Source organism: Seleniivibrio woodruffii (assembly GCF_004339245.1).
Lineage (GTDB): Bacteria > Chrysiogenota > Deferribacteres > Deferribacterales > Geovibrionaceae > Seleniivibrio > Seleniivibrio woodruffii.
The window spans coordinates 1136465-1157041 of the sequence record NZ_SMGG01000003.1; the positions used below are offsets into that span (position 1 = coordinate 1136465).

25 protein-coding genes and 1 other RNA gene are annotated in these 20577 nt (G+C 50.0%); 18 read left to right on the forward strand and 8 right to left on the reverse strand.

All coding sequences use genetic code 11. From position 1 onward, the window contains the following. Nucleotides 1–30: 30 nt before the first annotated feature. Together C8D98_RS05365 and C8D98_RS05370 are read right to left on the reverse strand one after the other, a co-directional pair. Entirely contained in the window at nucleotides 31–1305 is a 1275-nt protein-coding gene (locus C8D98_RS05365) for a deoxyguanosinetriphosphate triphosphohydrolase (protein ID WP_132872711.1), read from the reverse strand. Between the two features lie 123 nt (nucleotides 1306–1428). Next, nucleotides 1429–2829: a tetratricopeptide repeat protein gene (locus C8D98_RS05370; protein WP_132872712.1), complete on the reverse strand. Its 1401-nt coding sequence runs from the start codon at nucleotides 2827–2829 to the stop codon at nucleotides 1429–1431. 132 nt (nucleotides 2830–2961) lie between these two features. On the opposite strand from C8D98_RS05370, the gene C8D98_RS05375 reads away from it, so the two are divergent. From C8D98_RS05375 to C8D98_RS05460, 18 genes are all read left to right on the forward strand, one after another. Continuing rightward, nucleotides 2962–3126 (forward strand): hypothetical protein, encoded by a 165-nt coding sequence (locus tag C8D98_RS05375; RefSeq protein ID WP_165871198.1) that lies wholly within the window; start codon nucleotides 2962–2964, stop codon nucleotides 3124–3126. Nucleotides 3127–3145: 19 nt separating this feature from the next. Continuing rightward, on the forward strand, nucleotides 3146–3409 hold the full coding sequence (locus C8D98_RS05380) for a cell division protein ZapA (protein WP_165871199.1): 264 nt from the start codon (nucleotides 3146–3148) through the stop codon (nucleotides 3407–3409). A 232-nt stretch (nucleotides 3410–3641) separates the two neighbouring features. Beyond that, nucleotides 3642–3821: non-coding RNA, 6S RNA (ssrS, locus tag C8D98_RS05385), on the forward strand. An 84-nt stretch (nucleotides 3822–3905) separates the two neighbouring features. After that, a complete protein-coding gene (locus C8D98_RS05390; RefSeq protein ID WP_132872718.1) occupies nucleotides 3906–5138 on the forward strand; it encodes an AAA family ATPase in 1233 nt (410 codons plus the stop codon). Continuing rightward, on the forward strand, nucleotides 5113–5658 hold the full coding sequence (locus tag C8D98_RS05395; RefSeq protein WP_132872720.1) for a 5-formyltetrahydrofolate cyclo-ligase: 546 nt from the start codon (nucleotides 5113–5115) through the stop codon (nucleotides 5656–5658). The genes C8D98_RS05390 and C8D98_RS05395 overlap by 26 nt, the downstream gene beginning before the upstream one ends. Beyond that, nucleotides 5658–7217, forward strand: coding sequence for a ribonuclease Y (gene rny, locus C8D98_RS05400; protein WP_132872722.1), 1560 nt, complete (start codon nucleotides 5658–5660; stop codon nucleotides 7215–7217). The genes C8D98_RS05395 and rny overlap by 1 nt, the downstream gene beginning before the upstream one ends. Next, nucleotides 7214–7987: a TIGR00282 family metallophosphoesterase gene (locus tag C8D98_RS05405; RefSeq protein WP_132872723.1), complete on the forward strand. Its 774-nt coding sequence runs from the start codon at nucleotides 7214–7216 to the stop codon at nucleotides 7985–7987. Before rny ends, C8D98_RS05405 begins: the two co-directional genes overlap by 4 nt. A gap of 1 nt (nucleotide 7988) precedes the next feature. Continuing rightward, nucleotides 7989–8897: a quinolinate synthase NadA gene (gene nadA, locus C8D98_RS05410; RefSeq protein WP_132872725.1), complete on the forward strand. Its 909-nt coding sequence runs from the start codon at nucleotides 7989–7991 to the stop codon at nucleotides 8895–8897. A gap of 176 nt (nucleotides 8898–9073) precedes the next feature. Next, nucleotides 9074–9526, forward strand: a complete 453-nt coding sequence (gene rpiB / locus C8D98_RS05415; protein WP_132872727.1) for a ribose 5-phosphate isomerase B — start codon at nucleotides 9074–9076, stop codon at nucleotides 9524–9526. Nucleotide 9527: 1 nt separating this feature from the next. Continuing rightward, nucleotides 9528–9992 carry a deoxycytidylate deaminase gene (locus tag C8D98_RS05420; protein WP_132872729.1) on the forward strand — a complete coding sequence of 155 codons (465 nt, stop codon included), beginning with the start codon at nucleotides 9528–9530 and terminating at the stop codon, nucleotides 9990–9992. Beyond that, on the forward strand, nucleotides 9992–11299 hold the full coding sequence (gene rsxC / locus C8D98_RS05425; protein ID WP_132872731.1) for an electron transport complex subunit RsxC: 1308 nt from the start codon (nucleotides 9992–9994) through the stop codon (nucleotides 11297–11299). Before C8D98_RS05420 ends, rsxC begins: the two co-directional genes overlap by 1 nt. Next, nucleotides 11292–12284: an RnfABCDGE type electron transport complex subunit D gene (locus C8D98_RS05430; protein WP_132872733.1), complete on the forward strand. Its 993-nt coding sequence runs from the start codon at nucleotides 11292–11294 to the stop codon at nucleotides 12282–12284. The genes rsxC and C8D98_RS05430 overlap by 8 nt, the downstream gene beginning before the upstream one ends. Further along, a complete protein-coding gene (locus C8D98_RS05435; protein WP_132872735.1) occupies nucleotides 12281–12832 on the forward strand; it encodes an RnfABCDGE type electron transport complex subunit G in 552 nt (183 codons plus the stop codon). Before C8D98_RS05430 ends, C8D98_RS05435 begins: the two co-directional genes overlap by 4 nt. Beyond that, nucleotides 12829–13440 (forward strand): electron transport complex subunit RsxE, encoded by a 612-nt coding sequence (rsxE, locus tag C8D98_RS05440; RefSeq protein ID WP_132872737.1) that lies wholly within the window; start codon nucleotides 12829–12831, stop codon nucleotides 13438–13440. The genes C8D98_RS05435 and rsxE overlap by 4 nt, the downstream gene beginning before the upstream one ends. Continuing rightward, a complete protein-coding gene (gene rsxA / locus C8D98_RS05445) occupies nucleotides 13437–14012 on the forward strand; it encodes an electron transport complex subunit RsxA (RefSeq protein WP_132872739.1) in 576 nt (191 codons plus the stop codon). Before rsxE ends, rsxA begins: the two co-directional genes overlap by 4 nt. Nucleotide 14013: 1 nt before the next feature. Further along, complete coding sequence (locus tag C8D98_RS05450; RefSeq protein ID WP_132872741.1) at nucleotides 14014–14808, forward strand: RnfABCDGE type electron transport complex subunit B; 795 nt, start codon at nucleotides 14014–14016, stop codon at nucleotides 14806–14808. 92 nt (nucleotides 14809–14900) lie between these two features. Then, nucleotides 14901–15236: a hypothetical protein gene (locus C8D98_RS05455; RefSeq protein WP_132872743.1), complete on the forward strand. Its 336-nt coding sequence runs from the start codon at nucleotides 14901–14903 to the stop codon at nucleotides 15234–15236. Between the two features lie 62 nt (nucleotides 15237–15298). Continuing rightward, entirely contained in the window at nucleotides 15299–15922 is a 624-nt protein-coding gene (locus C8D98_RS05460) for a CsgG/HfaB family protein (RefSeq protein WP_132872745.1), read from the forward strand. Between the two features lie 84 nt (nucleotides 15923–16006). Here C8D98_RS05460 and cobK read toward each other — a convergent pair whose 3' ends face one another. Genes cobK through cbiD form a run of 6 tightly spaced genes read right to left on the reverse strand, consistent with a single transcriptional unit; the run spans nucleotide 16007 to nucleotide 20475 of the window. Continuing rightward, nucleotides 16007–16678, reverse strand: a complete 672-nt coding sequence (gene cobK, locus C8D98_RS05465) for a precorrin-6A reductase (protein ID WP_132872747.1) — start codon at nucleotides 16676–16678, stop codon at nucleotides 16007–16009. After that, complete coding sequence (cobJ, locus tag C8D98_RS05470; protein WP_132872749.1) at nucleotides 16678–17400, reverse strand: precorrin-3B C(17)-methyltransferase; 723 nt, start codon at nucleotides 17398–17400, stop codon at nucleotides 16678–16680. Before cobJ ends, cobK begins: the two co-directional genes overlap by 1 nt. 2 nt (nucleotides 17401–17402) lie before the next feature. Then, on the reverse strand, nucleotides 17403–18188 hold the full coding sequence (locus tag C8D98_RS05475) for a cobalt-precorrin 5A hydrolase (protein ID WP_132872751.1): 786 nt from the start codon (nucleotides 18186–18188) through the stop codon (nucleotides 17403–17405). Beyond that, nucleotides 18175–18918 carry a precorrin-4 C(11)-methyltransferase gene (cobM, locus tag C8D98_RS05480; RefSeq protein ID WP_132872753.1) on the reverse strand — a complete coding sequence of 248 codons (744 nt, stop codon included), beginning with the start codon at nucleotides 18916–18918 and terminating at the stop codon, nucleotides 18175–18177. The genes C8D98_RS05475 and cobM overlap by 14 nt, the downstream gene beginning before the upstream one ends. Then, nucleotides 18915–19511 (reverse strand): precorrin-6y C5,15-methyltransferase (decarboxylating) subunit CbiE, encoded by a 597-nt coding sequence (gene cbiE / locus C8D98_RS05485; RefSeq protein WP_132872755.1) that lies wholly within the window; start codon nucleotides 19509–19511, stop codon nucleotides 18915–18917. Before cbiE ends, cobM begins: the two co-directional genes overlap by 4 nt. Further along, on the reverse strand, nucleotides 19498–20475 hold the full coding sequence (gene cbiD, locus C8D98_RS05490) for a cobalt-precorrin-5B (C(1))-methyltransferase CbiD (protein WP_132872757.1): 978 nt from the start codon (nucleotides 20473–20475) through the stop codon (nucleotides 19498–19500). Before cbiD ends, cbiE begins: the two co-directional genes overlap by 14 nt. Nucleotides 20476–20577: the final 102 nt, after the last annotated feature.

Here is a 20577-nt window from a genome sequence, read left to right on the forward strand (position 1 = left end):
ACTCCTCGCGAAGACGTTCTTGGTGTTATTTTATATCCCCGAAATCTGTCTCGCCATTTCAGTGGCGTAATTATCAGTCATTCCCGAAATATAGTCAGTGACCTTGTGCAGGGCCTCGTACATGCCTTCGCTTTCGGCTGGTGCGCTGTCGCCCATTATCTTTATAATGTGATTTGTTCGGTCTTTGGATTTACCCTCTGAAACATGGTCGTATACAGCCTCGCAGAAGGTCTCCAGCAGTATGCTCATAACGTTGTATGCGCCAACCTCAAGCATCAGCTTTCTGCTGTTCTGGTATATCACCTCACTGCTAAGGTCTTTTATGCGTTTAATAGGTTCTGCAAACACTGAATTTTCAGGAAGGTTATATTTTCCGAGGCTTCCGTCCATTATTGCGCCGTAGTTTTCGAAAAACTCGTCCACCACAGCCCCGACGCATTTGTTTATGGCTATTGCCCGCAGGTAAGCTATGGCCTCTTTGGGTGTTTTGCCCGACAGTTTTTCTTCTGCTGCGCCGCAGATGCCGTTCATGAGGTTTTTAACCTCTTCATATCTCAGAATACCCATTTCATAGGCATCCTCAAGGTCTATGATACTGTAGCATATGTCGTCCGCCGCTTCGGAAAGATATGCCAGCGGGTGGCGGCTGTATACTCCGTCTTCTCCCGCCAGTCCTGTTTTCTGTGCGATATCTTCAAGGATCCTGCTTTCGCTTCTGAATGCGCAGTATTTTTTAAGGTCATCGTTATATTTCACCCACGGATACTTCATCATGGCCGCTATCACTGCATAGGTGGGGCGCAGTCCGCCGTCGTTTTTATACATGGCAAGACGGGTCATAATGCGCAGAGCCTGTGCGTTGCCTTCGAAAGCGGTGAAGTCGGTTTTCTGTGACTCTGAAAGTGACTCGAAATATTTGGTGCCGTTGGTGGTGAACCATTCGCTGATGATCGTTTCGCCCATGTGTCCGAACGGCGGGTTGCCGATGTCGTGGGCGAGACATGCCGCCTGAACTATCTGCCCGATGCGGTCGGGGTTCATGTGTTCGGGGAGTTTTTCTATGCGTGCGCCAACCAGAGTTCCGAGGCTTCTGCCGACGCAGGAAACCTCCAGACTGTGGGGAAGGCGTGAGTGAACGTTGTCGTTACTGCGCATGGGGTGAACCTGCGTCTTTCTGTCCAGCCTGCGGAAAGAGTCCGAGAAGATGATGCGGTCGAAATCTATGCTGAACGGATTTCTTGCCTCATCAAAAGGTTTCGGTGCTTCGTTCAGTCTGTCACAGTTGAGCAGTTTGTCCCACTGCATTGATTACTCCGGTGTGGTTAAAGTGAAAAGCTTCAGAGATCCTTCGGCTTTAGCCTCAGGATGACGTTTGCTAAATAAATCCGTCATTCTGAGCGCAGCGAAGAATCTCAGTATGGCAATGCTCTATCCCACTATTGCCTTAAACTCGGCATCGTTGGCAAAACTTTCAAAATCCTTGTCGGTTTTGGCCTTCTTCGCATATTCCGCTGAAAGCTCGATGGCTTTTTTAAGGTTTTTCAGTGCGCCCTCACGTTTGCCCAGAAGAGCATACAGGCAAGCGGCGTTGTACATGGATTCGTGTTTATCAGGCTTAACGTAGATGGCTCTTTCAAAAGCCGCCAGAGCCTCTTCATATTTGTTCAGAATGCTTAATGTCAGTCCGAGGTTGTGCAGAGCCTCGTGGAAATCCGGTTTCAGCTCAGTTGCCTTCCGGAAAGCTTCTGCGGCCTTGTCTGTGTCCCCTGCGACAACGTAGGCGTGGGCAAGGTTGTTCCACACTGCGGCATCGTCGGGTTTCAGTGAAACTGCCTTTTCAAGGGCTGTGGATGCCTCAAGGTATCTTTTCAGTTTAAGACATGTGCTTCCGTAGGTGGACTGATATGTGTCGTTCTCCGGCTCTATGCCGCATGCAGTGGCGAGGTTGTCCGCTGCGGCTTCGAACTTTTTGTTCAGATAGGCTATGTAGCCTACCATATACCATGCGGCGGCAAAATCCGGCTCGTCCCTTTTGATGTGCTCGAAAAGGGCTGTCGCTTCGGTGTAGTTCTTTTCGTTCAGCCTTTCAACGCCCAGCAGATAAAGCTCTTCGGAGGACATTTTGCATCCGGCCTTGTCCAGAAAAAGTATCTCGTCGGTGATCTCGGAGAGGGTGGTCTTCTGAACGGCGGTGAGCCTTACCGCCTTGTCGGCTTCGAAAAGGTATTTATTTTCGTTTATCTTAACTGCAAGTTTTGCGGCAACTGCGCTGACAGCTTCAAGGATGGGGCTGTCGGCTGAGTCGCTCTGGGGTTCGGAATCGGCTTTTGCCTTGCCGATTATGAGGCTTTGGGCGATGAATTTTTTCAGGCTGACATATCCCATCAGCATTATTGTGGTGAACAGAACGAACACCGCAAGAAGTCCGGCCAGCACCTGATAAAACTCGTTCCTATACCACTGCTCCTTTTTGTTCACAGCCGCCAGAACAAGGGTCACATCAGTTTCAAGCTGTTTGCTCAGCTGGTCGATGCGGGCTATAACCTCTTTGTTGTTGGATGAGCGTGCTATTATGGACAGTTTCGTGTTGATGGATTTTTCAAACTCGTTCACCCGTGAATATACGTCGGTGTTGGCCATGTCGGGCTCTTCCGGCAGAAGGCTGACATCCGAACCGGGCATCTGATATGCGGGTTTTTCAGGCTTGGGCGTTTCGGATATCTGAACGGGCAGTTCCGTAATGCCTTTTCCGTTGTAAAAATTGACCGAGTATGACACGGCAACAGCCACTGTCACTATAATTAGGATAAGGTATAATATGTTTCTCATGGTTGAATTTTAGCATCGCTTAGCCTCAAGGTCTACAAAAATCTGTTCAGGTTCGTTCTATTCTAATTTATTGACAACTGTGTATAAATATTGTAATTAATGGTCATGGAACTTCTTGAAAAACTGGATATTTTGAGCAATAGAATAGATAATCTTGTTTCGGAACTTAAGAAGGAAAAGGACAGAAGTTCCCTTCTTGAGACGGAAAATATCCGGCTGAAAGAGGATAACCGTCTGCTGACGGAGCAGAGAGAGGCTGTTAAAGAGCGTATCGAAAATCTCATCGGCAGATTATAAACCTATCGAGGTGCAGAAAGTGCCCGTCTACGAGCATAAGGTAAACATTAACGGCCTGCAGTACCCTCTGGTGACAGACAGGGACAAAGAGTTTGTCGATAGAGTTACCGAAATGCTCCAGAACCGCATGAATGAGATCAAAAGCAAGATAAATGTTCTTGACACTCAGAAGCTTGCGGTGATGGCGGCTCTGACCATCTCTGCGCAGTATCTCGATTTGAAAGAGGCCGCCGAGGCGGCGGACGCCATTCTGGACGATCTGCTGAGGAAGTCGGACAAGTAAAAGGGAATCCAAACCTCCTTTCCGGCTGGCCCGGATTTTTTATAGAGTTAAGATTGCTTCGGGCTTAAGCCCTCGCAAAGACAACTATCCGTCTCTGCGAGGAGTGTAACTACGCGGCAGTCTCAAATGTTGACAGTAAGAGAATGTAAATCCCCCTTAGTCCCCCTTTGTAAAAGGGGGAGACAGAGTTCCAGAGATTCGGGGTGGATTTTTTTAAAGTTGTTTACTTAGGATGCCCCTGCTGTGTTTGTGCATCATATGAAAATTGGAGCCAATACTCCAGAAAAGGGGGATGATACTGATTGCGGTGTGCAAGCCTGCCTCGTAGCAGGAAGCCTGATGCGTCGTGATTCCTCCGCCCTGATGAACAGGGCTACAATTGGATTATGGTTACGGCATGTGCGGGGGCTTTTATATATAAAACTTGCCCATTTCATGCAATGTGCTAATATAGATATTAAGTACGTTTAACCGCCCGTTAGGGGTTTTTATATAAATGAGAATACTGGAAGAGTTAAGACCTAAGGTCTTTGACGATATAGCCGGACAGAAACATCTGTTGGGTACAGATTCCGTATTTCGAAAGATGGCAGAAAGCGGCGGGTTCGACTCGGTGATACTCATCGGGCCGCCCGGAACAGGCAAGACCACCTTGGCCGAAATAATCGGGAACTATCTTCAGATGCCGTTTGTCAGTCTCCACGCAGCCACGGCGGGTGCGTCGGAAATCAAGCAGGTTATGGAGTCTGCGGGAACACAGGGAACCATGCTGGTGTTTGTGGATGAACTGCACAGGTTCAACAAATCTCAGCAGGTGCTTCTGCTCAACCTTATAGATTCCGGCAAAGCCAAGCTTATCGGAGCTTCCACAGAAAACCCCTATCACAGTCTTATACACCCTCTGAGGTCGCGCAGTTTTGTTTTTGAACTGCAAAGACTTAACCATGAGGACTTTGCGCTTATGTTCGCAAAGGCATGTGTGTATTTCAAAAAGCGGTATAATGCCGTCGATGTCGTCATATCCGATGAGGATTTTGACAGGCTTGTTCAGGCATCAGACGGTGACGGACGACGTTTTTATAGCCTTCTGGAGCTGTCCGCAGTGGGCGGAAAGTTTGTGGGCGACGACCTGCATCTGAATGTTAAGCAGGCGGCGGAACACACAGCATCCGGAAGATATAATACCGACGAGCACTACAACATGCTCTCGGCGATGATCAAGAGCATAAGGGGAACCGACCCCGACTCTGCGCTTCTCTGGGCGTTTTCGCTCCTTCGAAGCGGCATGGAGCCGGAGGCCATCTTCCGCAGACTGCTCATCAGCGCATCGGAGGATATCGGCAACGCATACCCCGATGCTGTAACGTTTGCTCATGCGGCCTATGAAAACTTCATGGCGGTGGGCAGACCCGAAGGGGATATAATCCTCGCACATGTGGTGACGTTTCTGGCGGGATGCCCCAAGAGCAACCGCAGCTATAACTCCATGTGGGCGGTGAAAAAGTATCTGGAGGAGAACACGCCGGCTGTTCCCGAACCTCTGAGAACCAACGGTCAGGGGTATATGTATCCATTTGATTTCGGCGGGTTTGTTAAACAGGAATACGGAGCATCGGAAAAGGTTTTCTATTCCCCTTCCGATGCGGGATTTGAAAGCAAAATAGCTGAACGGCTGAAAAAACTCCATCTGGGAGTCAAAGACTATGGAAAAAGCAAAAGCGAGAAGTGAGGCTATTTTCCGCAGACAGCAGCTTGACCCCGAATATGCAGAAGTGGCTTCCTTGAAGATTGCGGAGCGGTTTCTGGCGGAGTTCTCGGAATTTGAAAGTTTTCTTCTTTATGCCGATTTTAAAAACGAGGTCGGTACGGCGAAGATCATTAATGCCTTAAACGGCATGAACAAGGCGGTTTATCTGCCCCGGATCCGAGGGGGCGGTATAGAGCTTGGGCTTTATAAAGGTGAAAACAGCCTTATCTGCGGCGCATACGGAATTTCAGAGCCTGCCGAATGCGCTGATTATGACTTTATAGACGTTGCCGCAGTTCCCGGGGTCGCCTTTGACAGGCGGCTGAACAGGGTCGGCTGGGGCAAGGGCTACTACGACAGGCTCCTTGGGGCGGGCACGATTCGCCTTGCCGTGGGGCTGGCATTCGAGTGTCAGATATTTGACGCCATTGACGCCGAGCCGCACGACATTCCGTGCGATGTGCTTGTCACCGAAAAGAATACATATAGGAGGAACAGCTAATGGGTATAGTTTATTACCTTCTGGTAGTTGCCGGAGCTGTTATCGGAGCATTCCTTGGAATGTTCTGGCAGAAAAAAAGAAACGACGCAGAAAACCTGAAACTGAACAAAACCGCTGAAGATATTATCAGCAAAGCAAAAAGAGAGAGCGACGACATCGTTAAGGAGTCGAAGCTCGAAGCAAAAGATATCGTTAACAAGGGAAAGGCTGAGATTGAAAGAGAAGTGCGTGAGAAACGCAACGACCTGAAAGCTCAGGAGAAACGCATCATCCAGAAGGAAGAGGCGGTTGACAAAAAGATGGAATCCCTTGAGAAGAAAGAGGAGTCTCTGGCTCAGAAGGATGCTGAATACGACAAGCGTCTGAAAGAGATAGAGGCGACGAAAGAGCGCATCAACGAGATGAAGCAGAACATTATCTTCGAAACAGAGAAGATAGCCAACATGACCAGCGAAGAGGCCAAGCAGATGCTCGTTGCCCAGATGGTGGACGATGCTAAGCTGGAAGCCGCAAGAACACTGCGTGAGCTGGAAGAGGAGACGAAAGCCGAGGCCGACAAAAAGGCAAGAAGCATCATCTCCACAGCAATTCAGCGCTGCGCACCCGAATATATTTCGGAGATCACCGTTACGGTTGTGGCCCTGCCCTCAGACGAGATGAAAGGCCGCATCATCGGACGTGAAGGACGTAACATCCGCACGTTTGAAAGCGTTACAGGCGTTGACATAATCGTTGACGATACGCCCGAAGCGGTTATCCTCTCCTCCTACGACCCCTTCCGCAGAGAGATCGCAAAGATGACTCTGGAAAGGCTCGTGTCTGACGGACGTATCCACCCCGCCAGAATCGAGGAGATCTACAACAAAGCGAAAGAGGAACTTGAGAAACACGTTCTTGAAGTGGGCGAGGAAGCACTGTTCAACCTCGGTCTCCACAACGTAAGCAAGGACATCACCAGACTGCTGGGCAGGCTGAAATACAGAACTTCCTACGGTCAGAACGTTCTCGGTCACTCAATAGAGGTTGCCAAGATAACAGGTCTTATGGCGGCTGAACTCGGTCTCAACGAAAAGGTTGCCAAGCGTGCGGGACTTCTCCACGACATCGGTAAAGCCATCGACTATGAGGCTGAAGGCTCACACACCCAGATCGGTGTTGAAGTTGCCAAGAAGCACAAAGAGGACTGGAGAGTCATCAACGCAATCGCATCTCACCACGGCGAAGAGGAGTTCAAGTGTATCGAGGCTGTTCTGGTTCAGGCGGCCGACGCAATCTCCGCATCACGCCCCGGTGCCAGACGTGAAGTTCTTGAGAGCTACATCAAGCGTCTTGAGAACCTTGAGACCATCGCCAGCGGTTTTGACGGCGTAAGCAAATCCTACGCTATTCAGGCCGGACGTGAGGTCAGAATCATCGTTGAACCCGAAAGAGTGAACGACGAAAGACTCGTCACCCTTTCAAAAGATATCTCCAAGCAGATCGAAGACGAACTCACATATCCGGGACAGATCAAAGTCACCGTTATCCGTGAGTCCAGAGCGGTCGGTTACGCAAAGTGAGAATCCTCCACATCGGAGACATAATAGGACGCACAGGCAGGAAGGCCGTACAGACCTTTCTGCCGGCTGTCCGTGCTGAATATAAACCTGATATTATCATAGCTAATGCCGAAAACTCTTCCGGAGGATTCGGCATTTCCTATATTGTCTATGAGGAACTGCTCAAATATGAGATAGACATCTTCACCACCGGAAACCATGTCTGGGACAACAAGGAGACAGAGTCCGCCATCAAAAAGATGGACAGGCTCATCCGTCCCGCAAACATGCCGGAGGGAGTGCCGGGCAGGGGATACATCACCATTGAGAAGAACGGTGAGAAGTTTACCTGCGTAAACCTCATAGGCAGGGTTTTCATGGGGCTTTCCGACTGTCCTTTCCGCAGGTTCGACAGGATAATGGAGGAGGCGGAGGGGTTCGTTTTCGTGGACTTCCACGCCGAGGCCACCAGCGAAAAAGCGGCTTTCGGGCTGTATGCCGACGGAAGGGCGGGGGCTGTCACAGGGACGCACACCCATGTGCAGACCAATGATGAACGTCTGCTCCCCAAAGGCACGCTGTACCTGACCGACACCGGAATGTGCGGCAGTCTCAATTCCGTCATAGGAATGGAAAAATATGCGCCCATAGAAAGGTTTCTGACGGGCATGCCCAGAAAATTTGAAGTTGAAAAGAAGGGTAAAATATTGTTTAATGCATTGTTTTTCGAATACGGAAGCGACCGTAAGGTTACTAACTACTCAAAAATATGCTTAACATCGGGAGATTGATATGGACTTGAAAGCGGAAATTAAAAGGCTTGCGAAGGAACGGGATGCCGTTATCCTTGCCCATAATTATCAACCCGACGAGATTCAGGAAATTGCGGATATAGCCGGAGATTCTCTCGGACTTTCCATTGAGGCGGCAAAAACCACCAACAAGGTCATTGTTTTCTGCGGCGTGCATTTCATGGCCGAAACAGCCAGCATGCTCGCACCGGAAAAGACTGTCCTTCTGCCCCGCATGGATGCCGGATGCCCCATGGCGGACATGATAACAGGCGAAAAGCTTGCCGAGTTCAAAGCTCAGCATCCCGGCGCCGTCACCGTCTGCTATGTGAACTCCACAGCCGAAGTTAAAGCGCAGTCAGACCTCTGCTGCACTTCGGGCAATGCCGTGAATGTTATCAAGAGCATTCAGGCGGACAGGATTCTTTTCGTTCCGGACAAAAACCTCGGACACTACGTTCAGAGGTTCACCGATAAAGAGATAATCCTCTATCCCGGCTTCTGTCCTATACACAACAGAGTAACGGTTCCGGAGATTCAGCAGCTTAAGCGTGAGCACCCCGACGCAGTAGTAGTGGCGCACCCCGAGTGCCCCCCTTCTGTGGTGGATATTGCAGACCACGTCTGCTCCACATCGGGTATATACTCCTATTGCAAGGAGAGCCCTGCTCAGAAATTTATAATTGCTACTGAAACCGGCGTGGGTTACAGGCTCAGGCTTGAAAATCCCGAAAAAACCTTTCTCTTCGCATATGAGGGATTCACCTGTAAAAATATGAAAAAGACTTCTCTGCAAGACGTTTATGACTGCCTGCTCAATATGGGCAACGTTGTTAAGGTCGATGCGGAGACGGCTAGGAAAGCGGTGACCTGCATTGAGAAGATGCTCGCTATCCCAAGAAACGCATAGGCTTTTCAAATAGGGGCTTCCCTTATATTGTAAAATCTGATACAGTGCGTTTCAGAGGGTTATTTGTGACAGGTATCTGGCAAAATAAAACTCCTGTTTGATTCCTTTGACGATTGGTGAGGCTGTATGCTTTTGCCTGTTTTGTCATGGGTTTAAACGGATATTCAGAGGACAGAATGAAAAGAGTAGCTCTTGCATCCGACCATGGCGGATTCGGTCTTAAGGCCGAAGTAAAAAACTATCTCACATCCAAAGGCTATGAGGTCGTGGATCTCGGAACAGATTCCGAGACATCTGTTGACTATCCCGACTATGGTGCGGCGGCGGCTCATGCCGTTCTTGAAAACCGTGCCGACTGCGCAATCATAATGTGCGGTTCGGGGATAGGCATTTCAATCTCCGCAAACAAATTCAAAGGCATCCGCTGTGCACTCTGTTTCGACACCTACACGGCGAAGATGTGCCGCATGCACAACAACGCAAACATAATGGCTCTGGGCGGACGTATCACCACCATCGAAAGGGCGGCTGATATGGTCGATCTGTTCCTCACCACCGAGTTTGAGGGCGGCCGCCACCAGAAGCGCATAGACAAGATAGAAGAACTCGCAAAAGACAGCTGGTGCTGACATGAACAAACCCGAAAGACCCTCATGGGACGAATATTTCATAGAAATGACCAATCTGGTGAAGCAGCGTTCGACCTGCCTTCGCAGACAGGTGGGCGCAGTTATCGTTAAAGACCACCATATTCTGGCAACAGGCTACAACGGCGTGCCCAGCGGAATTGCACACTGCGCACAGACAGGATGTCTGCGTGAGAAGCTGAACGTTCCCTCCGGCGAACGCCATGAGATATGCAGAGGCCTTCATGCCGAGCAGAACGCCATCATTCAGGCTGCCTACCACGGAATAAGCATTAAGGGTTCGGTGATCTACACCAACACAAAGCCCTGCTCCATCTGCGCGAAGATGATATGCAACGCCGGAATTGAGAAGGTCATATATGAAACAGGCTACAGCGACCCGCTGGCCGATGAAATGCTCTATGAGAAAAAGGTTCTTCTGGTGAAATACGAGAAGGGGAAATTCTGATGCCTTTTTTCGGATTTAAGGGCGGAGTACACCCGGACTACAACAAGTCCCTGACAATGGAGAAACCCGTCGAAACTCTGCCTGTAAAACCCGGTGATAAATATTATCTTCCACTGTCCCAGCATATCGGTGCGCCTGCGAAACCGGTCGTTTCTAAAAACCAGCAGGTGAAGACCGGAGAGCTGATCGCAGAGGCGGGCGGGTTCATCAGCGCATGCCTGCACAGCCCTGTGAACGGTAAAGTGGTGTCCATATCCCATGTTGTTCACCCCATGGCCGGACGCATGGAGGGGATAGTCATTGAGGCGGACGAAACCAATGACGAGTTCGTGCCCATATCCGACGAAGGGACTTTTCAGCAGATAGTCCAACGGGCGGGTATAACAGGCATGGGCGGAGCGACCTTTCCGACGCATGTGAAGCTGTCGCCGCCTAAAGAGGTGGACTCGCTGCTCATAAACGGGGCGGAATGCGAACCCTACCTCACATGCGACCACCGCATGATGCTTGAAGAGACCATGAAAATCATCAAAGGCGCTGTCCTTATCAAAGAAAAACTCAGGATAAAAAATCTTATAATCGCAATTGAGAAGAACAAGCCTGATGCCATCAAGCTGTTCAGAAAATATGAGAAAGAATACGGTTTCGAGCTTGTCCCGCTGTATGTTAAATATCCGCAGGGCGGCGAGAAACAGCTTATAAAGGCCTGTCTGAACAGGGTTGTGCCCGAGGGCAAGCTCCCCGTTGAGGTTGGCGTGATAGTGCACAACGTCGGCACTGCCGCCGCCGTTTACGAGGCATACACCGAGAGAAAGCCGCTTTATGAGCGGATAGTGACCGTTACGGGCGCAGTGGTTAACCCCAAAAACCTCCGTGTCCGGGTTGGAACCCCCATCCTGACGCTGGTGGAAGCCTGCGGCGGGTTTGTCGGCATTCCGAAAAAAATGGTGATGGGCGGCCCCATGATGGGCATGGCGGTGACATCCGTTGAAACCCCCGTCATGAAGGGAACAAGCGGAATAGTCGTTTACCGTGAAGAGGATATGCCCAATCTCACAAAATATCCCTGCATCCGCTGCGGCAGATGCGTCGATGCATGCCCCATGCTCCTTGTTCCTTCCATAATGGACAGGTTCGTTAAAAAGGAGATGTATGAGGCTCTGGAGGAGCACCATGTGCTCAACTGCATAGAATGCGGCTGCTGTTCATATGTCTGCCCCTCACGCAGAACCCTTGTGGGCGGCTTCAAGACATCAAAACGTCACATAATGCAGATGATAAAGGAGAGGGGGGCGAAGAATGCCTGACAGAAAATTTCTGGTGACCTTTTCACCCCACGACAGAAACCCCGAAACAACCGACAAGGTGATGCTCACCGTTATCATCGCCATGCTTCCCATAATAGCCAACTCTGTCTGGTACTACGGTTTTTATGCCATTAAGGGCTATGTGCTCACTTCACTTTTCTGCATCGGATTCGAACTTCTTTTTAACAAAATTTCAGGTCGTCCCTGCTCGCTGAAGGACAATTCGGCACTTCTTACAGGTCTTCTTCTGGCCATGAACATGCCCGCCGCCGCTCCGTGGTGGATAATGCTTGTGGGTTCGTTCGTTGCCATCATAATATCAAAACAGGTTTACGGCGGACTGGGGCAGAATCCCTTCAACCCAGCTCTGGTGGCAAGGATCTTCCTGCTCATCGCATGGCCTGTTGAAATGACTGCGTGGATCCAGCCCACGCCCATCATCAGAGGTTTTCTTTTCGACACAGTCAGTTCCGCAACGCCACTTGGCACAATGAAGTCAGACCTTCTGGCGAAAGGGCATGTGGTCACTGCAAATCTGGCGAGCTATACCGATCAGCTCATCGGAAACGTCAGCGGCTGTATGGGCGGCGACGGAGCGATATTCGTTCTCATCGGCGGACTTTTCATGATGAACCGCAAGGTCATCAGCTGGCATATACCTGTATCGTTTATCGGTTCGCTTTTCCTTTTCACAGGAATAGTCTGGGCGGTGAACCCTGCCCGAACAGTGGATCCGTTCATGCATATCATAAGCGGCGGCGTTATGCTGGCGGCATTCTTCATGGCAACGGACTACGTCACTTCCCCCGTCATAAAGCGTGCGCAGATAGTCTTCGGCATCGGCTGCGGGCTTATCACGGGGATAATCAGGATATACGGAAGCTATCCGGAGGGCACGGGTTTTGCGATACTCATCATGAACGCATTTGTGCCCCTGCTTGATAAATACATGCGACCCCTCTCTTTCGGCGAGGTGAAGAAATGAGCAATTCGCTGAAAATGGTGGTGGTGCTGACGGTTATATCCGCTCTGGCGGCACTTATCCTTGCGGGGATGAACATCGCCACAAAGGACAGGATAGCCGAGGCGGAAAGGCAGGATTTTCTGAGAGGACTGACGTCCGTTCTGCCGGGGTTCGACAACGAACCGGACAGGGATATTCTGACAGTTAACGGTAATAAACTTTATATTGGTAAAAAGGGCGGACAGGTTTTCGGCTATGCGGTTGAGAGCGTATCGGCCAAGGGATATTCAGGCAACATAAAGGTCCTGGTGGGTGTCGGTACAGACGGCAAGATACTGGGAATAGAGATAATCAGCCATGCTGAGACACCCGGTCTCGGCAACAAGATAGAGAATGAGGAGTGGCGCAGCAGCTTTAAGGGCATGAGCGCCGACTCGAAAATATCCGTTAAGAAGGACGGAGGGGATATTGACGGCTTCAGCGGAGCAACAATATCGCCCAGAGCCGTGTGCGAGGCGGTTGTGAACGCTCTGGCACTGGTTAAGAAAGCTGACGGGGGTGCGAAGTGAAACTTTCAATTCTTACCGAAGGCATTTTTAAGAACAACCCTGTAATGAAGCAGGTTCTGGGTCTCTGCCCGACTCTGGCAGTGACGACCTCCGCAATAAACGGCATAGCAATGGGACTGGCCACAATGTGCGTTCTGATGGGGTCAAACGTTGCCGTATCTCTGGTTAAAAACATTATCCCCGCAAAGGTTCGCATACCCGCTTATGTGGTTATCATCGCAACCTTTGTTACGGTCATAGATCTCGCTATGAATGCTTTTGTGCACGACCTGCACAAGATCCTTGGGCTTTTCATTCCGCTGATAGTGGTAAACTGCATTGTTCTGGGCAGGGCGGAGAGCTTTGCATCAAAGAACGGCGTATTTGATTCACTTCTGGACGGAATAGGCTCAGGGCTTGGTTTCACGCTCACCCTGTTCGTTCTGGGCAGTGTGCGGGAGGTGCTGGGCAACGGCTCATGGCTGGGGCTTGATCTTTTCGGGGCTTCTTTCAGCCCCTCGATACTCATGATACTCCCGCCGGGAGCGTTTATCGTCCTTGGATTCCTTATGGCTTTCAATAACTATGTTGAAGAGCGCAGACGAATCAACAGAGGGGGCATACAATGAGCCTTTTTCTTCTGTTCGTCAGCGCTGTTCTTGTAAATAACTTTGTTCTGGCAAGATTCCTCGGCATATGTCCCTTCTTCGGGGTCTCAAAAAAGGTTGAGACAGCCGTGGGGATGGGGCTTGCGGTGACGTTCGTAATGGCGGTGTCCGGCTCGATAACATGGATAATCCAGTACACGGTGCTGGACAGATTCAATGTCGGTTTCCTCCAGACAATAGTTTTCATCCTCGTAATCGCCGCTCTGGTTCAGTTTGTGGAAATGGTCATCGAAAAATCATCCCCAGACCTCTATCAGAGCCTTGGAATATACCTCCCGCTGATAACCACCAACTGCGCCATTCTCGGTGCGGCCATCATAAACATTCAGTCCGGATTCGACTTTATCCATATGCTGGTCTTCACTGTGGGTTCGGCTCTGGGCTTCACTCTGGCTCTGGTGCTGTTCGCAGGAATCAGGGAGAGGATTGAGCTTTCGGATATTCCCTACTACTTCCGCGGACTGCCCATCGCTTTCATAACTGCGGGGATCCTTGCCCTCGGTTTCATGGGCTTTTCAGGGCTGGTGAAGTGATATGATAGCGGCAGTTATGACAATGGCGGTGACAGGATTCGTTGCGGGACTGGGGCTGATGTACGCCTCGAAAAAGTTCCACGTTCAGAAGGACGAGCGCATTGAGACCGTGAACGGGATGCTTCCGGCTGCTAACTGCGGCGGATGCGGATTTCCTGGATGCGGCGCACTGGCGGAAGCCATCGTCAACGGCAAAGCACCTGTGAATGCATGCCCTGTTTGCAGCAGAGAGATGGTTCAGCAGATTGCTGAATACCTTGGACTCACAGCTGACAGCACCATTAAGAAGGTTGCAAGGGTCAGATGCATGGGCAACTGCGACAGTGCAGTTGAAAAATACAATTACTACGGCCCCAGAGACTGCCACAGCATAGTTCTGCTCTCCGGCGGAAACAAGCTCTGCACCTACGGATGTGTGGGCGAGGGCAGCTGTGTCAAAGCCTGCGGTTTTGACGCCATGCACATGGGAAATGACGGCATACCCGTTGTCAACGAGGAGAAGTGCTGTTCCTGCGGGCTCTGCGTAAAGGCATGCCCCAGAAATCTTATAGTCCTCATCTCCGAAGACAGACCCGTTGTGGTCTCCTGCATGTCGAAAGACAAAGGGCCTGAAGTTAAAAAGGCTTGCAGTGTCGGGTGCATCGGCTGTAAGATGTGCGAGAAAAAATGCCCTGTCGGCGCTATAGATGTGGACAGTTTCTTAGCGAAGATAGACCCTGCTGTATGCAACGTGTGCGGCGTCTGTGTTGACGTCTGCCCCACCAAAGCAATAAAAAATTACAGCCGCACGAAATAATTCCTTAAATTCGACGCAAAAAGGACGATTAGTTATTACGGGTGTTCTCCCCACAGGGAAAACGCACGGCTGAACTATGTTTTTGGAGCGTTATGTCACAGATTCCACCCGACAGACACAGCCTGGTAGTTGAGGACAAGATAGCCCTGCTCAACAGGCTCAGTGCATTTTACAAAATGAGCGAGTTCTTCTTCTCGCTGGATAAAGATACCGTGCGTACAGCAAACGATCACGACATTCTCGCTGTGTCCCGGCAGGTTGAAATTGCCATTAACAACTCCGAGGCCGCAGACAGAATTAAAGAGATATGCGACAGGCTGAAACTTCTGGAGATAAACGGTTCTGAAAACACCAATATCATGAAGAAAAAGAATCTGCTTCGCCGCAAGCTCCTGAAACTCACTCAAACCCTCGGCGACAAGCATTAATATCCCTAAAAGGGTTGACCGTTCATTAATCCTGCAATAAAATACACAATCGGAGGTTCTTCATGAAAAGGTTTTTATTGCTCACGCTTCTGTGCGTTCTTCTCTCTTCCTGCACATCCGCAATCCTTGTTGACATAGAAAAAGCAAACGTTTCGCCCAAGTTCAGCAAAGCAACCGTAACCCGTGTTGCCGTGATAGGATTCGACAAAAACGTCGACGTTCACTACAACACAGCCATAATTGCCGACAAGTTCACCGCTGAGCTTGTTGACGGACAGCTCTTTAACATCATGGACAGAAACGATATCGACAAAATAATCACCGAAGTGGGATTTCAGCAGAAAGCCTCCGGCACGGGACTTCTGGACGAACAGACCAAGAAGAGACTTCAGGCTATGGGCGCAGACAGCGTTCTCACCGGAAAACTTATCAAATACAGACAGATAGAGCGTGGCGACAGCATTCTGCTTTCCGAGGCTCAGCTTGTTGCAAAACTCCTGCGCATTGAAACAGGCGAGGTGCTGTGGTCGGCTGAGATAGCCGAGCGTTCGAAGATTGACGGCAAAAAAGAAGCTGTCAGTGCAGAGGTTCTGCTTTCGGACATCATCACGAAAATGTCGAAACCTCTCAAAAGCGAAGGGATGATGAAGAAAATAGGTAAGAATATCAATTTTCTGAAAAACTGATCTCCATCACTGGCTTCCTCGCAAAGACGTGAAATTTCAGTCACCCTGAGGCGACAGCCGAAGGGTCTCAGTTTACGATAATAATCAGCCGCCTGTAATCACAATGCATGCGGCTTTTGTTTTTTCGCATGCGTCTATCTTTTCCTGCAAACCGCCGGAATCACCCGACAGCTTGGTCACCAGCGCATCAGCCCTTATCTCTTTCATCAGAGCTGTATTGAACTCCTCCGAAAAGGGTCCCTGCATTGCGATTATCTGTCTATATTCCGCCCCCGCTTCCCTGCATTTCTGTATGGACTTTTCAAACGGCAGGATGCGGACGGTGCATCTGCTGATTATTTCCTTAAAAGCGTCTATGCGGTTCGAGCCGATGGTGAGCAGAACCGAGCTGAACTCTGCGGCCTTCGCCGCCGCCTCTTCATAGGTTTCCACAACGATGATGCCTTCGTAGTCCGAATCCAGTTTCGGGTTGCGCATTGCGTTTATGTATTCAATGCCCAGCTTTTCCGCCGTTTCCACAGCCAGTGCGGTTATGTTCTTTGCGAAAGGGTGGGTGGTGTCGGCTATTGCGGTTATCCCGTGCTCTTTTATGAAGGCGGTCAGGCTGAGTTCGTCAAATCTGATTTGAACAGTGGGGAAATCCTTTGAAAAGGATTCGAACCCGTATTCGGTGGCCACAGTGACGATATAATCGCAGTCGAGTTTTTTTATATATTCACGGCTGTCAGATGTGCCGCCAAGTACCAGAATTTTCATCAGACCGGATATCCTCTGGGGGTTACCATTTTGCCGTCTATCAGTATTGTTTTCCTGCATCCCACAATGACAATCGAGGTCATTCCCACAAAGTCGTAGTCGAAGTTGGAAATGGCGGATATTTTCACCGACTGGTTTTCACGGAAAGCGTCTCTGACGGTTCCTGTGATAAGGTCTCCCCGTGACTGCATGAAGGTGTTGAGCGCATACTCAATCTGCTGAGTGCGTTTCATGCTTTTGGGGTTGTATATGGCCGTGACAAAGTCTCCGGCGTTAACGGCATCTATGCGTTTTTTAATTACTTCCCACGGGGTCAGAAGGTCCGACATGGAGATTATGGCCAGATCATCCGCAATGGGCGCACCCAGAAGTGATGAGGCCGCCATTGCCGCTGTCACCCCTGCGATAACCTCTATATCGACCTTGCCGTCCGCCAGCTGATACACCAGCGAAGCCAGGGAGTAGAGCGACGGGTCGCCGCCGCATATGAGGCATACGTCGTGTCCGTCCTTTGCGAACTGAACAGCTGTCTCCGCCCGTTCAACTTCGCCCTTCATTCCGCTGGTGAAAACGGGCGTTCCTGCGGGAATAATGTCCGCCACCTGCTCAACGTATTTGTCATAGCCGCAAACGGCCGTGCAGTTCTCAATTGCGAATCTTGCCTGAGCCGTCATCATCTCTTTGCTTCCGGGACCTATGCCCGTAAGAATAACCTTTCCCATCATCACTCCGAAAGAAATCCGGTCATTTCCTTTGAAATTGCTACCGTAACACTTTCATATATAGTTTTTTTAAGTACCAAAGTTGTATTAAATCCGGCCATAAGTGCACATGGCTCTGCAACTGCTTTTACTCCGATGTGCCTTGCCGCAGCCGTTTCCTCGACTTCATAAGGGCAGTAGGTGAATAGATGCTCAGGCAGGAAGCGGAGATATATACCAAGCTCGTCCGCCGCATCGATCAGCCCCTGTTCGTTCTCCTTCACCCATGCGGAAGCTATAAGCCTGAGCTGTGCAATGTCGATTTTTGCATCAGCGCAAGCCTGTGTCAGCGCAGAGATTATCTGTTCCTTTTTCGTGTCTTTTCTGCATCCGACACCAGCAATATACAGCTTGTTTGCCTCTGTTGCCGTGGTTATGACGGGTACGGCTCCTGTGATGGATGCCACTCTGTGAGCCAGTCTGTTTGCGCCGCCTTCGTGGCCCGATACTGCGCTGATGGCATATCTGCCCACCTCATCGCAGACCACCACGGCGGGGTCTTTGTATTTGCTTTCAAGGAGCGGGGCTGTGACACGGGTCACTATTCCCTGTGCCATAACGGCCACTATGCCGTCATACTCCTGAAATAATTTTTCAAAACATTCTTTTATTGATGAATATTTTATAGAGTCATAGCCTGAAATTTTTTCAGAGAGATAAAGCTCTGCTCTGAGTCTGTCGGCAATATATTTTGCCTGAACTGCTCCCTTATCGGTGACGGCGATGACCGCCAGTCTACCTGTATTCATGGCTGAATGCCCTGTCATATAGCTTTGAATAGGTCTCCGGCGTGCCGCCGACTGCTCTTCCCGCCAGAATCATTGTCTGCTTGGTCATTCCGTTCTCTTTCAGGGTCTTTTCGAGGTCTTTAAGCAGACATCGGGCTATCTTCTGATCTGCCCAGCTGGCTCTGTAAACCAGAACAACGGGAGTTTCTCCGCTCCAGCCGTTTGCCGTCAGGGTATCGGCGATGAACTGCCCCTGTCCTGCGGACAGAAAGAAGGCTATCGTTCCGCCGACTTTGGCGATGGCCGAAAGCTCTTCGGGCATGGGTGTCCTGCCGGGGGTGCGGGTGATTATCACCGTCTGGGAGATCTCTGGCATGGTCAGTTCAATGTTCGCCGCCGCCGCCGATGCCGCCATGCTGGTCACTCCGGGCACTGTTTCGTATTCTATGCCCAGTTTGTCCAGCTCTGCAATCTGCTCGCCGGTGGCTCCGTAGAGTGCGGGATCGCCTGTGTGCACACGTGCAACGTTTTTATTCTCTTTATGTGCTTTTTTGATTATTTCAACTATTTCATCCAGATTCAGAGGGGCTGAATCGTATATTTCGGCATCATTTGAGGCATATTTCAGGATATCGGGATTAACAAGGCTTCCGGCGTATATCACAACGGGGCATTCGCCTATGAGTCTTGCGCCCTTAACCGTGATAAGCTCCGCATCCCCCGGTCCTGCGCCGATAAAATATACCTTCATGCCGTTTTCTCCTCCAGAACTATTATCATTCTGGATGTTTTTTTATAATCGCTTATGCCAGCGAAAACCCCTTCGGAGGGCAGGCTGATATCGCTCAGTACGAAAATATTGAATTTTTCCTCTATCTGGGGAAATTTTGCGGCTATTGCAGAGGGGTTATTCACCTCATCGCAGAGGATAACCGTTGAAACTTCCGGACATTCATCAAAAAGTTCTCTGCCGTGAACGGACATGAATCTGTAGCCGAACCACTGCTTTTTTAGCAGTGCGAATCCTGCGCAGACGGAGCTGACACCGGGAATTATTGTCACGTTTTCAAAAGCAGCAGTAACGAATCTGGCAAGGCTGAAAAAACCTGCGTCACCTGACACAAGAACGCCTATCCTGCTTTTCGGGCAGTCTTTTATGAAGTTCACACAGTCGGTCTTCATGTTAGCGGGGATATAGTGCTCCTTATGTTTCGCAAAGGTTTCCACAGCATCCTTCATGCCGATGATCATCTCCTGATCCTCTATGGCCTTATGTCCGCGCAGGGTTATGAGGTCATGCGCCCCCGGCCCCACGGAGATTATTGTGATTTCAGAGTCTTTCACCCTTTTTCCTCCCGCTCATGTCATAGAAGATAACAGAAACGTGCCTGAAACCGTAGTCTTTTTCTATCTTTTCCGCCAGTTCCGCCGCTATGAACGACAGATCGGCATCGGAGGAGGTGAGTATCTCCTCGACGGTGTTGAATTTTTCGTTGAGTTCCAGCCGCTCCGCCAGCCAGTCCGTTGCCATGGGCGATCTCTTTGAGTGGGTGTTGTAGTACCCCATCAGAATTTTGCAGAGCTTTGCGGGGTGTCCCGCAACGTATATTCTGTCAAAACCTTTGAATTTTGCGTACTCAAAGGCTTCGTATGCGTAGTTGCTCATCAGTATCACAGGAACAGACCGGAAATTTTCCGAAAAATGCTTTTCGCCTATCTTGCCGGGCGTGAGGCATACGGTGTCTCTGCCCTCTGCCGCCGCAACGTCTATTTCGCATTTTATGGTCTCTATAATTGCTTCAACGCTCATGGGAGTGACGATTCCAGTTGTTCCGATTATGGAGATGCCGCCCACCACCCCGACTTTTTCATTGAAGGTCTCTTTTGCTATCCGTTCGCCATCGGGAGCGTAAATGGTGACATCTGCCCCCTTTTCTCCCAGAAGTTTCGACAGGTTCTCCTTTATCATCTTTTCGGGAGCGGGGTTTATTGCGTGCAGGCCGACATCCACCTGAAGTCCCTTTCTGGTGACTATTCCTATTCCCTGACCGCCCTTTATATCGATTTTGCCGCTGTCGTTTATTGTGCAGTCGGCATAAATTTTCATTCCGTGGGTGGCGTCGATGTCGTCGCCGCCGTCTTTGACAGCATAGAAACCGTCTATATCTCTGAACACCGGAATATGAGCTATGGTTCCGTTTGGCAGGGATATATCGGCTATTTCTATAATGCGGTTTGACAATTTAAAGACGCATGATGCCGCCGTAGCGGCACAGGCTGTTGTTCCTGTGGTGTAACCGTTTCTCAATTAAAGGTTTCTCCTGAAAATGAACTTTCGTTAAACAATCTTATATTATTAGACAAATCTGTCAACAGGTGCTTGAAAAATATCTGAAATATGCTACAGTCT

Coding starts and splice junctions, on each gene's coding strand:
- C8D98_RS05365 (WP_132872711.1), bottom strand. CDS start 1,305: ATGCAGTGGGACAAACTGCTCAACTGTGACAGACTGAACGAAGCACCG.
- C8D98_RS05370 (WP_132872712.1), bottom strand. CDS start 2,829: ATGAGAAACATATTATACCTTATCCTAATTATAGTGACAGTGGCTGTT.
- C8D98_RS05390 (WP_132872718.1), top strand. CDS start 3,906: ATGAGAATACTGGAAGAGTTAAGACCTAAGGTCTTTGACGATATAGCC.
- C8D98_RS05395 (WP_132872720.1), top strand. CDS start 5,113: ATGGAAAAAGCAAAAGCGAGAAGTGAGGCTATTTTCCGCAGACAGCAG.
- rny (WP_132872722.1), top strand. CDS start 5,658: ATGGGTATAGTTTATTACCTTCTGGTAGTTGCCGGAGCTGTTATCGGA.
- nadA (WP_132872725.1), top strand. CDS start 7,989: ATGGACTTGAAAGCGGAAATTAAAAGGCTTGCGAAGGAACGGGATGCC.
- rpiB (WP_132872727.1), top strand. CDS start 9,074: ATGAAAAGAGTAGCTCTTGCATCCGACCATGGCGGATTCGGTCTTAAG.
- C8D98_RS05420 (WP_132872729.1), top strand. CDS start 9,528: ATGAACAAACCCGAAAGACCCTCATGGGACGAATATTTCATAGAAATG.
- rsxC (WP_132872731.1), top strand. CDS start 9,992: ATGCCTTTTTTCGGATTTAAGGGCGGAGTACACCCGGACTACAACAAG.
- C8D98_RS05430 (WP_132872733.1), top strand. CDS start 11,292: ATGCCTGACAGAAAATTTCTGGTGACCTTTTCACCCCACGACAGAAAC.
- C8D98_RS05435 (WP_132872735.1), top strand. CDS start 12,281: ATGAGCAATTCGCTGAAAATGGTGGTGGTGCTGACGGTTATATCCGCT.
- rsxA (WP_132872739.1), top strand. CDS start 13,437: ATGAGCCTTTTTCTTCTGTTCGTCAGCGCTGTTCTTGTAAATAACTTT.
- C8D98_RS05450 (WP_132872741.1), top strand. CDS start 14,014: ATGATAGCGGCAGTTATGACAATGGCGGTGACAGGATTCGTTGCGGGA.
- C8D98_RS05455 (WP_132872743.1), top strand. CDS start 14,901: ATGTCACAGATTCCACCCGACAGACACAGCCTGGTAGTTGAGGACAAG.
- C8D98_RS05460 (WP_132872745.1), top strand. CDS start 15,299: ATGAAAAGGTTTTTATTGCTCACGCTTCTGTGCGTTCTTCTCTCTTCC.
- cobK (WP_132872747.1), bottom strand. CDS start 16,678: ATGAAAATTCTGGTACTTGGCGGCACATCTGACAGCCGTGAATATATA.
- cobJ (WP_132872749.1), bottom strand. CDS start 17,400: ATGGGAAAGGTTATTCTTACGGGCATAGGTCCCGGAAGCAAAGAGATG.
- C8D98_RS05475 (WP_132872751.1), bottom strand. CDS start 18,188: ATGAATACAGGTAGACTGGCGGTCATCGCCGTCACCGATAAGGGAGCA.
- cobM (WP_132872753.1), bottom strand. CDS start 18,918: ATGAAGGTATATTTTATCGGCGCAGGACCGGGGGATGCGGAGCTTATC.